We start from the raw sequence: 16,181 nt of genomic DNA, 5'->3' as shown, positions 1-16,181 counted from the left end.
TTCATGGCGGCTTTGCCATTTCCGGCTGGTGCGGTTCCGCTGAGTGCGAGTTAAAAATTAAAGAGGATCTCGCGGTCACCATTCGATGTATCCCATTTGACAGCGATGCGGGCAAAGGCCGCTGTATTTGCTGCGGCAAAAAGAGCGAGAGCCAGGTGGTATTTGCAAAAGCGTATTAGAGTATCTTCGACAAGGAATAAAGAAGACTGACCGGTCATGACATTTTCTTTCAGGCGCTATGAATGGCCAGGTGCCTGTGGTCTGATATTTGGGATTCGATGCACTGTGTTGCTGGACGAAAAGGTTTCATTTCCATTCATCCCAAATATCAGATCACTGTTTACTGCCGAGGTCAATTATTCGCATAGCGCCTTACAGAAAAAATCATGACCTTATTTGACTTTGAGCTGCAAGCGATATTGAGGAAATAGGGTTTTTGGTTTAAACTGTTATGGCAACCTAAATATCAAACCAAAGAAGCGATTCTGAGAAGATAATACACAGTTTTTGGTTGATTCAATGTAACAAGAATATTTGCATAATCGAAAACCCCTAATGAATTACGAACGACCGACCTTGATTCGGATAAATGATATAGTAGAGAAAGTGTCCGGTTATGTGCCGGATGCCGATGTAGATCTCATCGAACGCGCCTATATATATTCGGCCCAGGTTCATGAAGGTCAGACAAGACTTTCCGGAGAGCCCTATTTGTCTCACCCCCTTGAAGTGGCCGGCATCCTTGCGGACATGAAATTAGATCCCGAAAGTGTTGCTGCCGGTATCTTGCATGACGTGATTGAAGACACCCCTGCTACCCCTGAGGAGATCAAAGAAATATTTGGCCCGGAAGTCCTGCATATCGTCTCCGGTGTCTCCAAACTCAGCAGTCTGTCTTTTGGCAGCTCCGAGGCCCGTCAGGCTGAAAGCATCCGCAAAATGTTTTTGGCAATGGCCGACGATATCCGGGTTATACTCATCAAATTGGCTGACCGCTTGCACAACATGCGCACGCTGCAATATCACAGCCCCGAAAAAAGAAAAGAAATTGCCCAGGAGACGATTGATATTTATGCCCCTATTGCATCCAGGCTGGGGATATACCGGTTTAAAAATGAACTTGAAGAAACCTCTTTCATGTATACCCATCCGGAGGAATACAACCGCATCGACAAGCTTTTGATCAAGTCCAGGACCGATCGCGAAAAATACATTCAGAAAGTCAAAAATGATTTGAAAGAAGCAATGGACAGCACCAATCTAAAATGCGAGGTCTTGGGTCGTATTAAAAATAACTACAGCATCTACAATAAAATGATTTCCCAGAACCTGCCCTTTGAGGAAATCTATGACATCATTGCTTTCCGCATCATTTTAGATAGCGTGCCGCAGTGTTACGAGGCGCTGGGGCTCATCCATTCTTTGTGGAAGCCGATTGACCATAAGTTTAAAGACTACATCGGCCGCCCCAAGACCAATATGTATCAGTCGCTGCACACAACCGTTATCGGGCCGGTTGGCGAGCGCATCGAGATCCAGATCCGCACCTGGGAGATGGACAGAGTAGCCGAATCCGGTATCGCCGCTCACTGGGGCTACAAAGAGGGCAAGCGCCTTGATGAAAATGTCAGCCGCAAATTTGCCTGGATTCAGGATCTGATAGAAAACCAGGAGAATTTTCTGGATCCGGGGGAGTTTATGGAAAATGTGCGTATCGATCTCTTCCCGGATGAAGTCTATGTTTTCACTCCACGCGGCGAGGTCAAAACGCTGCCGCGTGGTGCCACACCAGTTGATTTTGCCTATATGATTCACACAGAAGTCGGCAACCAGTGCACGGGGGCTAAAGTGAACGGGCGTATGGTACCGCTGCCCTATGAGCTAAAAACCGGTGATATTGTTGAAATTGTTACCTCCAAGAGTCATCACCCGAGTAAAGATTGGCTCAACTTTGTCAAAACGGTCAAGGCGCGTTCCAAGATCAGACACTGGATCAAGGTCCAGGAAACGCAGCGTAGCCTCAGTCTGGGTCGGGAGATGTGTGAAAAAGCATTTCGCAAAGAACGGCTGAGCTTTAATAACCTGGTCAAATCGGAAAAGATGCCGGCGGTTGTTGAACAATTCGGCTTTAAGACAGTTGACGACCTGATTGCCAACGTGGGGTATGGGAAGATTACACCCCGACAGGTGCTGCGCAAGTTTGCACCCAAAACCCAGGAAACGGGAGTCGACGAATCGATTTTTAACAAATTAATGGGGCGGGTCAGAAAGAAGAAACCCAAAGCCGGGATCTTGGTTAACGGGGTGGATGATATCTTGATTAAATTTGGCAAATGCTGCCAGCCAGTTCCCGGGGACCCTATTTTGGGATACATTACCCAGGGATACGGCGTCACCGTCCATCGCACCAACTGCGTAAACGCCTTAAGAATGAATCCGGAACGTCAGATCGAGGTATCCTGGAACCAGGACGCCAACGACACCTATCCGGTGAAGATCAGAATTATATCGCACGACCGAATGGGTTTACTTGCCGATTTGGTAAGCAATATCAGCAAGTTGGGCGCCAACATCTTGAGTGCCAAAACCGAAACGCGCGAGAACAAAATGGTTGACAGTTTTTTTACAATCGGGGTTGAGGATACGTCCCATTTGGATAGGATCTTGGCTGCCGTTAAAAAGGTAAAACACGTGCAGGAGGTAAAGCGGGTCGGTTAAGGTGCTTTGACAACATTTCCGGATTTGATGCAGCTGGTGCAGACCATCATTTTTTTAACCCGTCCGCCGGACATGGCGCGCACTCTTTGCAAATTGGGGTTGAAACGACGCTTGGTCACATTATGGGCATGGCTGACGTTATTTCCCACCATTGGTTTTTTACCGCAAATTTCACATATTTTCGACATTACCCGCTCTCCTTATCAATTCAAATAAGTCTTTTTTTAACAAAACATGGCTAAGTACACCATATCGAACCCTGTGTAAAGCTTTTTTTAATCAAACAGGTTTTTTAACCCGCTTTGTGCCTGAGGCTGCCATCCATGGCTTTGATGACATTTTGGCAGGCGGGTCTGATAGGTGTTTGCTGCAAGCTATTCATCCGCTTCTTCTGCGATGGAAGCTTCACACTTGGCAATATATTCAAGCGCTTTCTGGTGGTAACCCACATCCGGATAATCGGAAATGATGGACATAAAGCGGTTTAAGGCGGCTTTGTAATGCTTGGTCCGGTAGTAAAAAACACCGACGACATAAGCGTGTCCGGCCAGACTCTTTTGGCATTTGTCGATGTGCTCGGCGGCTCTGACCGCATACTGGTCCTTGGGAAATTGTTCCATCAAGCGCAGGAACGATTCCAGGGCTTTTTGTGCGGACGTCTGGTCTCGATCCGGTGTGTCAATTTGGTCATAATAGCATCTGCCAATCTGGTAGATGACATATGGGATCGCCTCATTGCGCGGATGAAGCTGCTCAAAGTTTTCATAGGCGAAAATGGCTTCTTCATACTCTTGGCGTTTGTAATGGGAATCGGCGATTTTCAATTCAGCCAGGATGGCATATTTTGAAAATGGATAATAATCTTTAAGCTTTTGAAATTTTTCAATCGCCTTATCGTATCGACCATTTTCATAGGCATCCATTCCATCCCAGGCCAGCTCCTGGGCTGAGCCGCCATCGTCGATGCCAAAAAGCTCGTCTATCTGCTTTTCAATGGTTGAACAACCGGTAGCAACCAGAAGTAGGACCAAACATATGAAAAATGTGGGCCGCATGCGTTTTTAGCCTCTGTTAAAATGCCTTACACACGGGGGTATCTATGTAATCTTGTTTAAAGCGTCTTCCAGTTTTGATTTAGCGACCATACCGGTGATCTGTTCCACGACATCACCGTCTTTAAAAAAGATAAGCGTCGGAATTGCTTTGATACCATATTTGCTCGGGGTGACCGGGCTGTTGTCGACATTGCATTTGGCAAATTTTACTTTATCGCCGAATGTGCCGGCCAAATCTTCCACCATCGGGGCAATGGCCTTGCAGGGTCCGCACCAGGGTGCCCAAAAATCAACCACAACCGGCTTGTCTGCCTGCAAAACCTCTGTTTCAAAATTCCCATCATCAATTTCCATGATACCTTCTGCCATTATGATTCATCCTTTCCTTTGCAAATAAAATATGGGTCCATAATAGTAATGTGCGGTTATATTGTCAACCTCGGTTCCCGGGCTGCGATCAGCGGTGCAGGGCAGGGCGCATCCAAAACGACCAGCTGCACTTTTGTGCCCTTTAGGCGCAAAAAATCGGGAGACACGGTTATAATGAAAGTTGAAATCGGTGTCAATGCATAAACATCGAAATACCCAACCATTTGCGGCACCTTTTACAATGGATCCGCCGGGTCTATTGACAGCTTACCGCCTGCTTGAGATGCTAACTTAAACATTGATTTGGCGACTGGATTTTGGCAGTTTAAATCTCGGGAATTTGAAATACAAATTTGACCGGATGGCAACCAAAACCACACTGAACCGGAAAGGCGATAACCATGGCAAAGAAGATACGCTTTGGCGTCCTAATCTCAGGGGGCGGGTCAAATCTGCAGGCAATTATGGATTGCTGTGAAAAGGGTAAGATTAATGGGGAATTGGCATTTGTCGGGTCTGACAATCCCCGGTCCCATGGTCTGGAAAGGGCCACAGCAGCCAATATTCCTGTCTTTGTTGTCGATTATACCGCCATCATTCAACAATTTAAAGCCGATCCGGCCAGCCTGCGCCTGCCGCCTGACTTTGACTATGATGATATTCTTGCAAAGCAAACCCTGCTTCAGGGGCGGGCGGACGGCGACAAGGTGCGGTCTTTCTTGTACACACGGGCAATCGCCGAGGCCAAGCTGCTTGCCGAAATGGCCAATTATTCCTATGATTTGCTGGTTTTAGCAGGCTTTATGAGAACCTTGACCCCTTATTTCATTGATCGGGTCAATTTGGACAGTTGTCACCCGCGGATTATGAACATCCATCCGGCCCTGCTTCCGGCATTTGCCGGCACAGATGGCTATGGCGACACCTTTCGATACGGCTGTAAAATTGCCGGGTGCACGGTCCATTTTATCGATTACGGCGAGGATACCGGACCGATCATCGGACAGCGGGCATTTGCGATTGCTCCCCAAGACACTTTAGAAGCCATCCGCAAAAAAGGTCTGAATCAGGAATGGCAGCTTTATCCGGAATGCATCCAATTATTTGCCGAGGGGCGCATAAGAACGGTCAAAAAGACCTTTACGCTCCCTAATGGAAAAGAGCTTCAACGTACAATCGTTGAGATCCTACCAGAGTCATCATAGTCTAATTATTTTAAAAAGGTTTCAGGTGTCAGGTTTCAGGTGTCAGCAAAAAAGATGGTGTAAGTGTTCAGGTGTCAGTCTTTGGCCCGAAGGGCCTACCTTTTGCTTCGAAGCCTATGTGCAGAAAATGTTCCTGAGAAATTACAGGCGATGGTGTGACTATCAACAACCTGACCCCTGACACCTGAAACAAAAATTGTTGCGGATGATTAGCTTAATTTACACTAACTGATTGTAAAAACTGCTAATAGATAGATCAAAGGTAAGAGCGGGCGCCCACATAGCGGGTTCTGAAGTATTTGCTGGAAAGGGAAGACGTTTTGATGCGACTGCCGCGGCGCGGCGCATGCAAAAACTTGTCTGCGCCCGTGTAGATACCGACATGGGATACCCTTCGGCCTCCGGTAGTTGCAAAAAACACCAGATCTCCCTTTTGCAGTTGGCGACGGCCAATTTTTTTCCCGACCTTCCATTGTTGCCTGGATGAGCGTGGCAGGTCCAAACCGTTCAGGCGATAAACCACCATCGTAAAACCGCTGCAATCAAAACCGGTCCGAGGGGACTCGCCGCCCCATCGATAGGGTACCCCGACATAGCGTCGCGCGGTTTTCACTATTTCCTCCCTAAATTGCCGACTTCCTTTGCGCTCAACGCCTGCAGCGGCAAAACTATCTGGTTTGACAATATAAAACGCTTCAATGATACCGCGGCGCTGCATGTTTTCAGCCCTGTTGCGGGCAGCCGCTTTGGTTCTGAAATTGTCGAAGCGAACTTTATACAGCCCTGAAGGGGCAAGATAATGATAGGCATCAAGGCCCTGCCGCTTTAGTGTGGCTGTCAGGCGCACAGCATTGTCCATGTTTGCAAAAGCCCCGACCTGGATGGTGTAGCCCATCCGCTGCAGGACGATCTCTTTTGAGATGACAGGGTCTTGGGGCTCAACGGTTCGTCCGCCGCAGCCGGCCATCAGCAGCAGGCATCCTATGATGACGAAAGCAACGCAGCCTTTGGTTGCTAATGTTGTATTTGGTAACCTTTGGTGGTCCATCAATAAGGAAAATAGGTTTCAGGTGTCAGGGAATATAAGACTGAAATCGGAAAATAACAAAAAATTCGACCGCAATTGTTTCTGAGAAACAAAGACTCAAATTTAGCCTCCGGAGGGCTGGCACCTGACACCTGAATCCGCCTGCGGCGGAACACCTGAAACCTCGTTTATGGTGACGCCCCTATCAACACCTTGACGATAACGGGAAAGGCGATAAAGGTGCCCAGAGAGCTTCCTAGATTGGTAAAGACCACCACCAGCAGAATACGGGTCACATTGTTTTTCCAGAACCCACGAACCGACAGAATATCTTCAGGCAGTGCTTCCAGGTCCTTCACTTTGGGTTTGCGCGAAAATGCCTCCACTAGACCCGATACCCATCCGGCAGCGATCATGGGGTTAAGTGAGGTCAATGGAGCGGCCAGAATGGAAGACAAAACAGTGGCTGGATGTGCCAGAGCAATGATGGCGCCGACGCCGGCCAAAATTCCGTTGGCCAAAATCCACCAGACAATCATATCAGTGCCCGCTTTTTTGCCGCCGAAAAAAAATCCAGCCAAAAACAGCCCGATAATAACAGCCGGAAACAGCCATTTGAAAACCCCGACGGTTCTGCTCTTGGGGGGCAGCTGCTCCAGGGCACCAAGATCAATGTTACGATCCCAGTTCCTTTGTATGCCGGGGACATGGCCGGCGCCCACGACAGCAACGATTTTGTTACCGGGTGCCGTGCGAATCTTTTCAGCCAGATATTGATCGCGTTCATCGATGAGAATGGTCTTTAATTCAGGCAGCGATTTGCCGACTTCAGCCAGCAGTGTTTCCAAAACATCCTGCTGCTTCATTTGTTCAATATCTTCTTCTTTGATTTCATCCAGCTGACCCATAGACAACATCAATTGAAATATCAGCTTTATTTTACTCCAGAATTTCATCACCCGCCAGGTTCTGGACAGGGTGGTTCGGATTTCACGGTCGGCAAGATGAATTTGAGCCTCCACGGAATCGGCGGTATTGATGGCCGCAATCATCTCTTCACCGGGCTTGACATCAAACTGTTTGGCGATTCGTTTTTGAAAGGAGGCCAGCAACAGGTTGGACAGGAGCAAGAAGGATTTTTTATCTTTAATGATTTTGACGATATCGGTATCCTGCCAGCGATCCTTTTGCTGAATGGCCTGGAATCTTGAGGCGCACAGCTCGACACAGACGGTGTCTGGTTTTTCCTCCTCGATTACGGACTTGACCAGGTCAGCACTTTCTTTTGAGACGTGGGCAGTCCCGATGAGGATGATATCCTTTTCTTCAAATTTCAAGTAATTTAAATTAGGGTTGTCTGACATCGCAAATTCAGTATATATTCTTTTGGAGTTATCTTAAGGCCCATTTGAAACCTTGCATATTTGCGCTGCCTTTATAGTATATTCCATCGCGCATGGCAACCGTCCAGCAGTTATGCACAAATCATATCGCTGATGTTCCGCATGGTTTTGGAAATGATGGCATGCTGATTTACAATGATATTTTTTCCTGGGAAGGATGGGGAGGTCAACTACGCCTGGCAAGCGGCGAATGCCGGCTACGCATCTTTGATTTGCGAAAGGAAAGGGTGGATGGCCCCGCCTATCTCAGACCCTTTATCGTCATCGCTTCCGATATTCCTGAAAGCCCCATGTCGGTGCGCAGCTGTACCGGCCATATCGCCACCAATGTTGCCCACCAGTTTAAGATAGAACCGGATCGGATGCTGTATATCGAATATTACCCCGAAACCGCTTATGGCGAACACAACGAGCACATCATCGCTGAAAAATATGACGTCGTTGATTTTACCTGGCATGAGGGCCGGGCCATAGAGCCCAGATGGCGAGCGCTCAAGGAGCCCATGCTGGAGATGATTAAAGAAATGATGGCCGCTTCCGATTCAGCGGAATGATTCATTGCACGGGAAAAACAGCAAAAATAACGGTGCTCCAGACCGAATGAGAGATGATGACCGGCGCCAGTTTTTTAAACCGCCAGTACATGGCACCCCAGAAAGCCCCCGCCACCGCAGCCGCGCCTATAAGCATGAAGTTGAATGACCAGATATGCACCCCGGCATATATGATGGTTGCCAGCATCCAGCCCTGCCAGTTGCCATAGCGCGCCATCAGGTTTTTCTGTAAATAGCCGCGCCAATATATTTCCTCGCTAGGACCGGTCACAAAAAAAAGCAGGAACATGATATAAACGGGCGAGGTCCCCACGCCTTTTCCGTAAATCGCGCCGATCTGTCCCTGGGCGAAAGGAAATATGGCACTTGAAATCATTTTGCCTGTCAAAAAGATAAAATACAGCAGACCAGCCGACACCAGCCCGATGACTATGGCGTTTAGGTCAAAGCGGAACTGATCGATTCGCTGGGGTTGCAGCCAAAGGGAAAGTATGGCGAGAGTGGCGGCCGAAAAGGCAATTTTTATCCAGAATATCGACCAGCTCAGGTAGAAGGTTACAAACCAGAGCACGCATGCCAGAGCAACGGTCGATGCGATCTCACTGGGACGAAACCCGCTGGGATTCAAACTATACCCTCCAGCACAAGAGAAACAACCAACAGGATGCCAAAAGCGGTATCCAGTTTGGCTGTCTGGGCATCGGCATCAGCCGGTATTTTTTGCATCATCTGGCGTATGAGTTTCAGCGCCAGCGGCAGGGAAAGCACAACGATGAGGGTCCACAGATACAGGGGGCCGGCAATCGACATGCCGATGATTCCGGCATAGGCAAACATGACCAGGGTGCTGTAAAGGCGCAACCCATTGCGCTCACCGATGATGATCGGCAAGGTGCGAATACCTTTGCTGCGGTCATGGGAAATGTCGCGGATATTATTGGCCAGCAATACCAGGGCCACCAGAATGCCGAAGGGGATGGATATGAACACTGCACTGCTGCTGAATGCCTGGCTTTGAATAAAATATGAGCCCGATACCATTAGCGGCCCCCACATTAAAAATACAGAAAGTTCACCCAGGGCGATGTATTTGTATTTAAACGGTGGTGCGGTATAGGTAATGCTCGCGAAAACGCCGATCATGCCAATTGTCAGCAGCGGCCACCCACGGCTTGCTGCCAGATACAAGCCAATGCCGGTGGCAACGGCATAGAGCACAATGGCCTCGGTCATCACTTGCTGAGACGTTAATTTGTCCTCCAGCAGGGGGTGCGGGCGGTATATTCCGGTGGAAACGCCTTTAAAGTCCACCCCGCTTTTGACATCATAATAGTCATTGATCAAATTGGTGGCGGCGTGCATGAACACACCGGCAACAAGGGTCAGCAGATAATAGGCCCATGAAAAATCACCGTCGATGGCCGCAAGGGCCGATCCGACGCTGATGGAGATGGCTGTCATTGAAAAGGACCAAGGTCGACTTGCTAGTACATAATTTCGATATAGATTCATTTTATGAGGCTTACTGTGGTTGGCTGTTGAATTCTTCTTCCACCCGTCGCGCTTCTTCGGCTGCCAGTCTGGCATCATCTACTGCTTGCCGGGCGCGCTCCTGAGCGGCTTCAGCCCGTTGGATTTCCCGTTGGATTTTTTTGCGGAATTGTTTTCGCTTTTCCTTGGTCGAGCCGAGCCGTCGAACATAGGCTTCAACTTCCTGGGTAATTTGATCAGCTTCCTCGGCAGCTACCTGGGCGGCTTGGTCTGCTTCCCTGGCGCGCTTTTTGGCTTCTGTGACACGGTTTTCTCTGGCGTCCTGCTCGCGTTCCTGATTGCGCCGCTCTTTTTGATTTTGCAGTGCCTGAATGTCTTCGGCGGTTTTTTCCTGGTACTCCAGCGTATCCTTGACTTTGGACTTGGGCGGTGGCGGGGTATCGGTGACATGCAGGTTGCCGTTTTCATCCGTCCAGGTATAGACCTGGCCGGCGATAAGGCTGGTGCTGAATAGGCCCGCCAGCAAAACGCAGATAATGGTCATTAAAAATTTCATTTACCCCTCCAGAAAAGTTGAGTATATGCTAAATTAAGCTTTGGTGTCAAAACCTATCTCAAAAATGTATCTTGAAATTAGTTAGTCGTCATAAAAATTTAGATAATAAAAAAGTAAAGATATAGCTAATTAAATTTGGTCATGTTTTTTTCTGACAGACGCTATGCAAAAAATTTACCCCCATAGTAGGTTGTGGGCTGATATTTGGGATGATCGGTACATGACCTTTGGGTTTAGCAGCAGGGTTGTTATCATGCCAAATATCAGACCACTGGCGATTAGCTTATCATAGCGTCGAGAAGAAAATATCATGACCGTATGATCATTTCTTAATTGCAAAAGGAGGTGTATCATGGCGCTTGTCCTTACCAGTTCGGCATTTGACGAAGGCCAGGCCATTCCCAACCGTTTTACCTGTGACGGGCCCGATGTTTCCCCGGACCTGGCATGGAGCGGAATCCCTGAAACGGCTGCCAGTCTGGCGCTGATATGTGATGACCCCGATGCGCCCATGGGGACGTGGGTGCACTGGGTACTGTTCAACATCCCTGCCGGCACAACCGGGCTGCCGGCCGAAATCTCATCGGATGCGACTTTAGATAGCGGTGCCCGTCACGGTATAAATGATTTTGGCAAATTGGGCTACGGGGGACCCTGTCCGCCGGGTGGCACCCACCGCTATTTTTTCAAGCTTTTTGCACTGGACACCGAGCTTGAACTGGACAGCGGCATTACCAAGGCCCAGCTGCTCGCAGCCATGGAGGGCCATATTCTGGCCGAGGGCCAGCTGATGGGCACTTACAGCCGCTGATTTCGGCTTTTTATCTCACCGCAGAGACGCAAAGGTCGCTGAGAAAAGATATTTTTCATTTGCTGTTGAGAGGACAGCAAATGAAAATCTTCAGCTCTTTTGAGGAGGAGACTCAATCTGCTGCGAATTTCAATCATTTATATGGTTGCTTTTTAGCTATTTCGCCCGCAGCGCAGAGACTGTTTTTGATTTGCCGGCCTCTCAGCGGCAAATCAAAAGAAATTTTAATCTTCGCGCTCTCTGCGCCTCTGCGGTGAACTATTTTGGTTCCAAAAATTCTGAAGGTGATCGGCCAACTGCTGAGTATCCTGCACATGAATCGGATCCCACTCTTCACGAAGCAAGGTTTTATATTGATAGTGCGCATAGCGCTGATCGATCAGCAACACCACCCCGCGATCGTTTTCTGTGCGGATGACCCGGCCGGCGGCTTGCAACACACGGTTGATGCCGGGGTAAAGATAGGCATATTCGAATCCGGCATTTAGGGTACGGGTAAAATATTCTTTGATCAATTCTCTTTCCAGGCTGATCCCCGGCAATCCAACCCCAACCACCATCGCTCCCACCAGGCGATCGCCGACCAGATCGATGCCCTCTCCGAAAATACCGCCCATTACGGCAAATCCGACGAGCGTTTGTCGGTTGTCCCGGGAAAACTGTTCTAAAAACGCCTCTCTTTCAGGCTCCGACATGTTGGGCCTTTGCAAAATGGTTTCGGTGTGCGGGTTGCGAGTTGTAAAGGCATCGAAAATCTTGCGCAGATAGACATACGAAGGACAATACAGCAGGTAATTTCCGCTCTTTTGGGCGATCAGGGTCGAGATGACCTGGTTGACCTGGTTGACCGTCTGGTCCCGCTGGCGATAGTAAGTTGAAATGTGATCAGCGATGAACAGACCCAGGTTATCACTGGGAAAGGGCGATGGCAGTATCAGGTAGGAAGCCGTCGGCTGGCAGCCTAGTATTTGTTTGAAATATTCAATGGGTGTCATGGTGGCTGAAAAAAATACAGCCGTGCGGCATCGCTCCAACGCCCTTTCGAGATGAAGCGTCGGGTCCATACAGAACAGCCTGATTTTCAGGTCTTTTCCGATTTTCTCGTAGCAGGTGGTGTAGCTTTGATCATATTGATCGACGACTCGAATGAAACCGGAAACGGCAAAATAAAGATCGAGTAAGCTTTCGCGAAAAGCGGTTTTGAAGTTTTTTGAAAGCCAGCGCTCGGTGATAAACAAAAACCCCCGCAAAAGCGGAATCAGTTCATCCGGAAGATCCTCCTCTGCGAGCGGATTGCCTGAGGCCTCACATTTTTTGCGGGCCTTTACCAGCCACGCATTGATGCGGCCCAGACTTTTATACACATGCGGCAGTTCTTTTTTGAGTTGCCGGCGAACATCTAAAACCGGTTGTTTGAAAATTTCGGCTGAAAACATTTCTCGCGAGCGATCCACCAGGTTATGAGCTTCATCGATTAAAAAGATATAGGCACCGCTATCCTCCTGGAAAAACCGCCGCAAATAGACACGTGGATCGAAACTGTAATTGTAGTCGCAGATGATGCAGTCAGCCCAGGTCGCCAGCTCCAGTGAGAACTCAAACGGGCAAACGCTGAATGCGCGTGCCGTAGCGATGATCTGCTCGCGGCTAAAGGCGTCCTGTTTAAAAATGTCTTCGACAGCCGCATTGATGCGATCGTAATGACCCCTGGCAAATTCACATTCATCCGGGTGGCAGGCACTCTGGGGGCAAAAACAAATCTTGTCTTTGGCCGTCAGGGTTAACGATTTGAGTTTGAGACCTTTGGCCCGTAATTCGGTAACGGCTTTTTCAGCCACGATTTTCCCGGTGGTGCGCGCGGTCAAATAAAAAATCTTTTGATCGTGGTTTTCAACCAGGGATTTAACGGCCGGATAGAGCACGGCGATGGTTTTGCCGATACCGGTGGCCGCCTGAACCATCAGCTGCCCGCCATTGCAAATGGTGCGATATGCCTCAACTGCCATCTGGCGCTGCCCGGGGCGATAGCTTTCGAAAGGAAACGCCAGATCCTGAATGGATTCATCCCGGCGTTCAGACCAATCGGCCAGGGTTGCGGCCCATACCAGGTAACGGGACACCAGGTCGCCAAAAAACAGCTCCAGCTCTGAAATGTCAAAGACACGCTTGATTTCACGGTGGTTGCCGGTATCGATCTGGTAATAGGTCAGCTGAACGGCCAACTCGTCCAACCCCATTTGGCGCCCATATATGTAAGCATAGGTTTTGGCCTGCCCCCAATGAACCGGATTCTCGTTTTTTGCAAAATAAGCCGGATCGCGGCTGGTGGTTTTTATTTCTTCGATGATGGCAGGCGCCGCGTCGGTAAATACGCCATCGATGCGGCCGCCGATATGGAGGCGGAAACGATCGGTTTCAACCTGGTGGCTGATCGCTACTTCGGGCTGGTAGGTGGCGGGGCGTGAGCTCTGGATTTTTTGATGGGCCCGAATGGCCTCGACCGGGCGGCTGGATCCCAGAAACTCAAAGGCCAGATCCCCGGATCGCAGCACATATTCGACCAGCTCCCGCACCGCAATTTTTAGTTCACGTCGCAATCGATGTTTAATTTAACCCTGTTGTTAAAAGATAAGCAGCACAAGCCAGTTTAAGGCTGTGTGTGGGATATTAAGGTTTTTTGGGTTTATCTGAAGATGGGTTTCAAATCAAGAAAGAATCGGTGATCGAAAGGTAATAATGAAATGCTGGAGTACTGGAAAATTTGAGCTTGAAGCAGTGGAGCGGCCTACTCCGCCGAAGTAGATTCGGCTACGAAGGCCGGATTGGGGTGCTGGAGTATTGGGTATAAAAAAGACAGTTGTCTCTTCTTATTTTACCATCACTCCATTACTCCTGCTGGGTATAAGCTTCTTTGTTCGGGAAACCACCTTTGATGAGTTGTTGGCGAATCTTATTCCTTTATGACAAGATGTACCCGTCTGTTCTTGGCGCGGGCGGCTTCGGTCCGGCCGGCATCCACCGGGCGCTCTTTGCCGAAACTGACCGGTATGAGCCTTTCCCTGGCGATGCCTTCACGGATTAAAAACGATTTTACCGCGCCGGCGCGGTGATCCCCGAAAGCGATATTGGCTTCCCGGGTACCGCGTTCATCGGTGTGCCCTTCGATGATCACGACAACATCCGGGTAGGTTTTTAAAAATTCGGCTTTGCGATATAAAATTGTGCGGGCCTGCGGCTGCAGCTGATAGCTCCCTCTTTTAAAATAGATGTCCTCAGTCTGAAACTGTCTTTTGGCCGCCAGAAAACGGCGCCGCTCGGCTTCTTTACGTTTACGTTCAGCCGCCAATTCTTTTTCACGGTCAGCGGCCGTCTGGTCTATTTGGGGGCTTGTTTCTTGTTCCGCCATCGTGGTCTTCTTGGCACAGGCGGGTATGATTGCCAGAGCCGGGATTATCAACAAAAGGATGAAGATCCTTCGCATTGTTTCGATCATCATGTCCTCCTCGCTTAATCGGGTAATTTATCTGCAGGCAGGTCGGTAAATGTTGGTTTCTAGTGCTGTTATTTGCCGCTAAATTACTTAGATTATAGTATAAAAATGAAAAAAAGTAAATTATATTCGCTGATCCGCAGGTATTACACCGCCTGATCCAGCGCCGGTCAAGGTTCGCCGCATGTGTTATTTATTTGAAAAAGGCCCTTGACAGGCGCCAATCATTTGTTATAGTTCACGCTATGAACCAAATTGCGAACAATTCTATAGCAGACCCCGCGAGCGAGATCCCCGACTACCAGTTAAAGCAATTTCAAGAGCTTATAATGAAGCTCTTCCAATGCTGTCAGGAACGATTGCAGTATCAATGCGAGCGTTTTAATCTGCCGGATGCCGAATTGAGGTGCTTAATGCTCTTCGAACAGGAGCGTTATCTGACTGCCAAAGGCATCGCTGCTAAAATGGATGTCGTCAAAAGCCGGGTATCCAAAATTGTTGATGGCCTGATTAAAAAAAAGCTCGTTCAGCGCATGAAAGACCCTGAAGATTCCCGCGTCAGTCTGTTGAGCCTTACGCCTTTAGGGCACGAAAAATTGGACCATATCAATATGTTTTTGCAGGATTTGCATCATCAGATCTTGCTTCAAATTGCCCCGGATCAACGCAAGGCGGTATTGACCAACCTTGATATTCTCAAAGCCTCGATGGAGGCGGTCAAAGAAATAATGATTTAGATTTACGGATTCAAGAGGTTTGACAGCCCGCTTGAACGAACAATTGCCCTGTTGCAACAGAATATATTTTGGGAGAAAAAGTTCATAGTATAAACTAAAGGAGGCCAATCATGGATATGCAAAATATCGAAAACCAGTTCAGCGAGTTGCAATCCCAACTGTCGGCGCTGGATAAAAGAACTCCGGAAAACAAGCTTTCGATGGTGGTGTTCAGTGGGGATCTGGACAAAGTCATCGCTGCCTTTGTTATAGCCACCGGGGCGGTTGCCATGGGAATGGATGCTGTCATGTTTTTTACGTTCTGGGGAACACCGGTTCTCAGGGATGCCAAAAAATCTGTTGGCGGCAAAGACCTTTTCGGCAAAATGTTCGGCACCATGCTGCCCAAGGGCATGGGCCAGGTCAAACTTTCGAAAATGAACATGGGCGGTATGGGGACGGCCATGATGAAAACCCTGATGAAGAAGAAAAATGTGGCCTCGTTAGAGGAATTTCTGGCCATGGCCGAAGAGCTGGGCGTACGGATTTTTATTTGTGAAATGTCAATGGATTTGATGGGTTTTAAAAGAGAAGAAATGATTGATTATGACAATTTAACCTTCTGCGGTGTTGCCAAGTTTCTGGAAGAGGCGGCTAATAGCAAAGTCCAGCTATTCATCTAGAACCTATCCCAAAAATGCATATTACGCCCAATGGCTGCGTTAAAAACCGATTCGAAATGCTCGAATACTATCGTGTATGCTCCACTTTCGAATCGTTTTTCGC

General features: G+C 48.6%; 17 protein-coding genes. 7 read left to right on the top strand and 10 right to left on the bottom strand.

Features of this window, described 5'->3' with window-relative positions; all coding sequences use genetic code 11:
• Positions 1–17 precede the first annotated feature (17 nt).
• Together QNJ26_20400 and QNJ26_20395 are read left to right on the top strand one after the other, a co-directional pair.
• Positions 18–179, top strand: coding sequence for a hypothetical protein (locus QNJ26_20400; GenBank protein MDJ0987916.1), 162 nt, complete (start codon positions 18–20; stop codon positions 177–179).
• 376 nt (positions 180–555) lie between these two features.
• Entirely contained in the window at positions 556–2,718 is a 2,163-nt protein-coding gene (locus tag QNJ26_20395) for a bifunctional (p)ppGpp synthetase/guanosine-3',5'-bis(diphosphate) 3'-pyrophosphohydrolase (GenBank protein ID MDJ0987915.1), read from the top strand.
• On the opposite strand, the gene rpmB is transcribed toward QNJ26_20395, so the two are convergent.
• From rpmB to trxA, 3 genes are all read right to left on the bottom strand, one after another.
• Entirely contained in the window at positions 2,715–2,906 is a 192-nt protein-coding gene (rpmB, locus tag QNJ26_20390; GenBank protein MDJ0987914.1) for a 50S ribosomal protein L28, read from the bottom strand. The genes QNJ26_20395 and rpmB overlap by 4 nt on opposite strands.
• A 186-nt stretch (positions 2,907–3,092) precedes the next feature.
• Entirely contained in the window at positions 3,093–3,773 is a 681-nt protein-coding gene (locus QNJ26_20385) for an outer membrane protein assembly factor BamD (GenBank protein MDJ0987913.1), read from the bottom strand.
• Positions 3,774–3,815: 42 nt separating this feature from the next.
• Complete coding sequence (gene trxA, locus QNJ26_20380) at positions 3,816–4,142, bottom strand: thioredoxin (protein MDJ0987912.1); 327 nt, start codon at positions 4,140–4,142, stop codon at positions 3,816–3,818.
• 401 nt (positions 4,143–4,543) lie between these two features.
• Between trxA and purN the strand changes: the two genes are divergently transcribed.
• Positions 4,544–5,347 (top strand): phosphoribosylglycinamide formyltransferase, encoded by an 804-nt coding sequence (purN, locus tag QNJ26_20375; GenBank protein MDJ0987911.1) that lies wholly within the window; start codon positions 4,544–4,546, stop codon positions 5,345–5,347.
• Between the two features lie 256 nt (positions 5,348–5,603).
• Here purN and QNJ26_20370 read toward each other — a convergent pair whose 3' ends face one another.
• Both QNJ26_20370 and QNJ26_20365 read right to left on the bottom strand, forming a co-directional pair.
• Complete coding sequence (locus QNJ26_20370; GenBank protein MDJ0987910.1) at positions 5,604–6,314, bottom strand: NlpC/P60 family protein; 711 nt, start codon at positions 6,312–6,314, stop codon at positions 5,604–5,606.
• Positions 6,315–6,562: 248 nt separating this feature from the next.
• Positions 6,563–7,738: a TraB/GumN family protein gene (locus QNJ26_20365; protein ID MDJ0987909.1), complete on the bottom strand. Its 1,176-nt coding sequence runs from the start codon at positions 7,736–7,738 to the stop codon at positions 6,563–6,565.
• Between the two features lie 161 nt (positions 7,739–7,899).
• On the opposite strand from QNJ26_20365, the gene QNJ26_20360 reads away from it, so the two are divergent.
• Positions 7,900–8,331: a hypothetical protein gene (locus QNJ26_20360; GenBank protein ID MDJ0987908.1), complete on the top strand. Its 432-nt coding sequence runs from the start codon at positions 7,900–7,902 to the stop codon at positions 8,329–8,331.
• A 1-nt stretch (position 8,332) separates the two neighbouring features.
• Here QNJ26_20360 and QNJ26_20355 read toward each other — a convergent pair whose 3' ends face one another.
• From QNJ26_20355 to QNJ26_20345, 3 genes are read right to left on the bottom strand one after another with little or no spacing between them, the layout of a single operon-like run.
• Entirely contained in the window at positions 8,333–8,959 is a 627-nt protein-coding gene (locus QNJ26_20355) for a CPBP family intramembrane metalloprotease (protein ID MDJ0987907.1), read from the bottom strand.
• Positions 8,956–9,843: a 1,4-dihydroxy-2-naphthoate octaprenyltransferase gene (gene menA / locus QNJ26_20350; GenBank protein ID MDJ0987906.1), complete on the bottom strand. Its 888-nt coding sequence runs from the start codon at positions 9,841–9,843 to the stop codon at positions 8,956–8,958. The genes QNJ26_20355 and menA overlap by 4 nt, the downstream gene beginning before the upstream one ends.
• Positions 9,844–9,853: 10 nt before the next feature.
• Positions 9,854–10,378, bottom strand: coding sequence for a DUF4124 domain-containing protein (locus QNJ26_20345; protein MDJ0987905.1), 525 nt, complete (start codon positions 10,376–10,378; stop codon positions 9,854–9,856).
• 352 nt (positions 10,379–10,730) lie between these two features.
• On the opposite strand from QNJ26_20345, the gene QNJ26_20340 reads away from it, so the two are divergent.
• The gene (locus QNJ26_20340; protein MDJ0987904.1) at positions 10,731–11,189 is read left to right on the top strand and encodes a YbhB/YbcL family Raf kinase inhibitor-like protein; all 459 of its coding nucleotides are present in this window, start codon (positions 10,731–10,733) and stop codon (positions 11,187–11,189) included.
• A gap of 224 nt (positions 11,190–11,413) precedes the next feature.
• On the opposite strand, the gene QNJ26_20335 is transcribed toward QNJ26_20340, so the two are convergent.
• Together QNJ26_20335 and QNJ26_20330 are read right to left on the bottom strand one after the other, a co-directional pair.
• Positions 11,414–13,786: an ATP-dependent DNA helicase gene (locus tag QNJ26_20335; GenBank protein MDJ0987903.1), complete on the bottom strand. Its 2,373-nt coding sequence runs from the start codon at positions 13,784–13,786 to the stop codon at positions 11,414–11,416.
• A gap of 353 nt (positions 13,787–14,139) precedes the next feature.
• Entirely contained in the window at positions 14,140–14,685 is a 546-nt protein-coding gene (locus tag QNJ26_20330) for an OmpA family protein (GenBank protein ID MDJ0987902.1), read from the bottom strand.
• Positions 14,686–15,008: 323 nt separating this feature from the next.
• On the opposite strand from QNJ26_20330, the gene QNJ26_20325 reads away from it, so the two are divergent.
• Positions 15,009–15,416 (top strand): MarR family winged helix-turn-helix transcriptional regulator, encoded by a 408-nt coding sequence (locus QNJ26_20325; protein ID MDJ0987901.1) that lies wholly within the window; start codon positions 15,009–15,011, stop codon positions 15,414–15,416.
• Positions 15,417–15,526: 110 nt separating this feature from the next.
• The gene (locus tag QNJ26_20320; GenBank protein ID MDJ0987900.1) at positions 15,527–16,078 is read left to right on the top strand and encodes a DsrE/DsrF/DrsH-like family protein; all 552 of its coding nucleotides are present in this window, start codon (positions 15,527–15,529) and stop codon (positions 16,076–16,078) included.
• Positions 16,079–16,181 lie beyond the last annotated feature (103 nt).

It is taken from the genome of Desulfobacterales bacterium (genome assembly GCA_030066985.1).
In the GTDB taxonomy this organism is placed as follows: Bacteria; Desulfobacterota; Desulfobacteria; order Desulfobacterales; family JAHEIW01; genus JAHEIW01.
The sequence above is the reverse complement of the archived record's forward strand: the minus strand, read 5'-3'. Positions and strand labels throughout refer to the sequence as shown.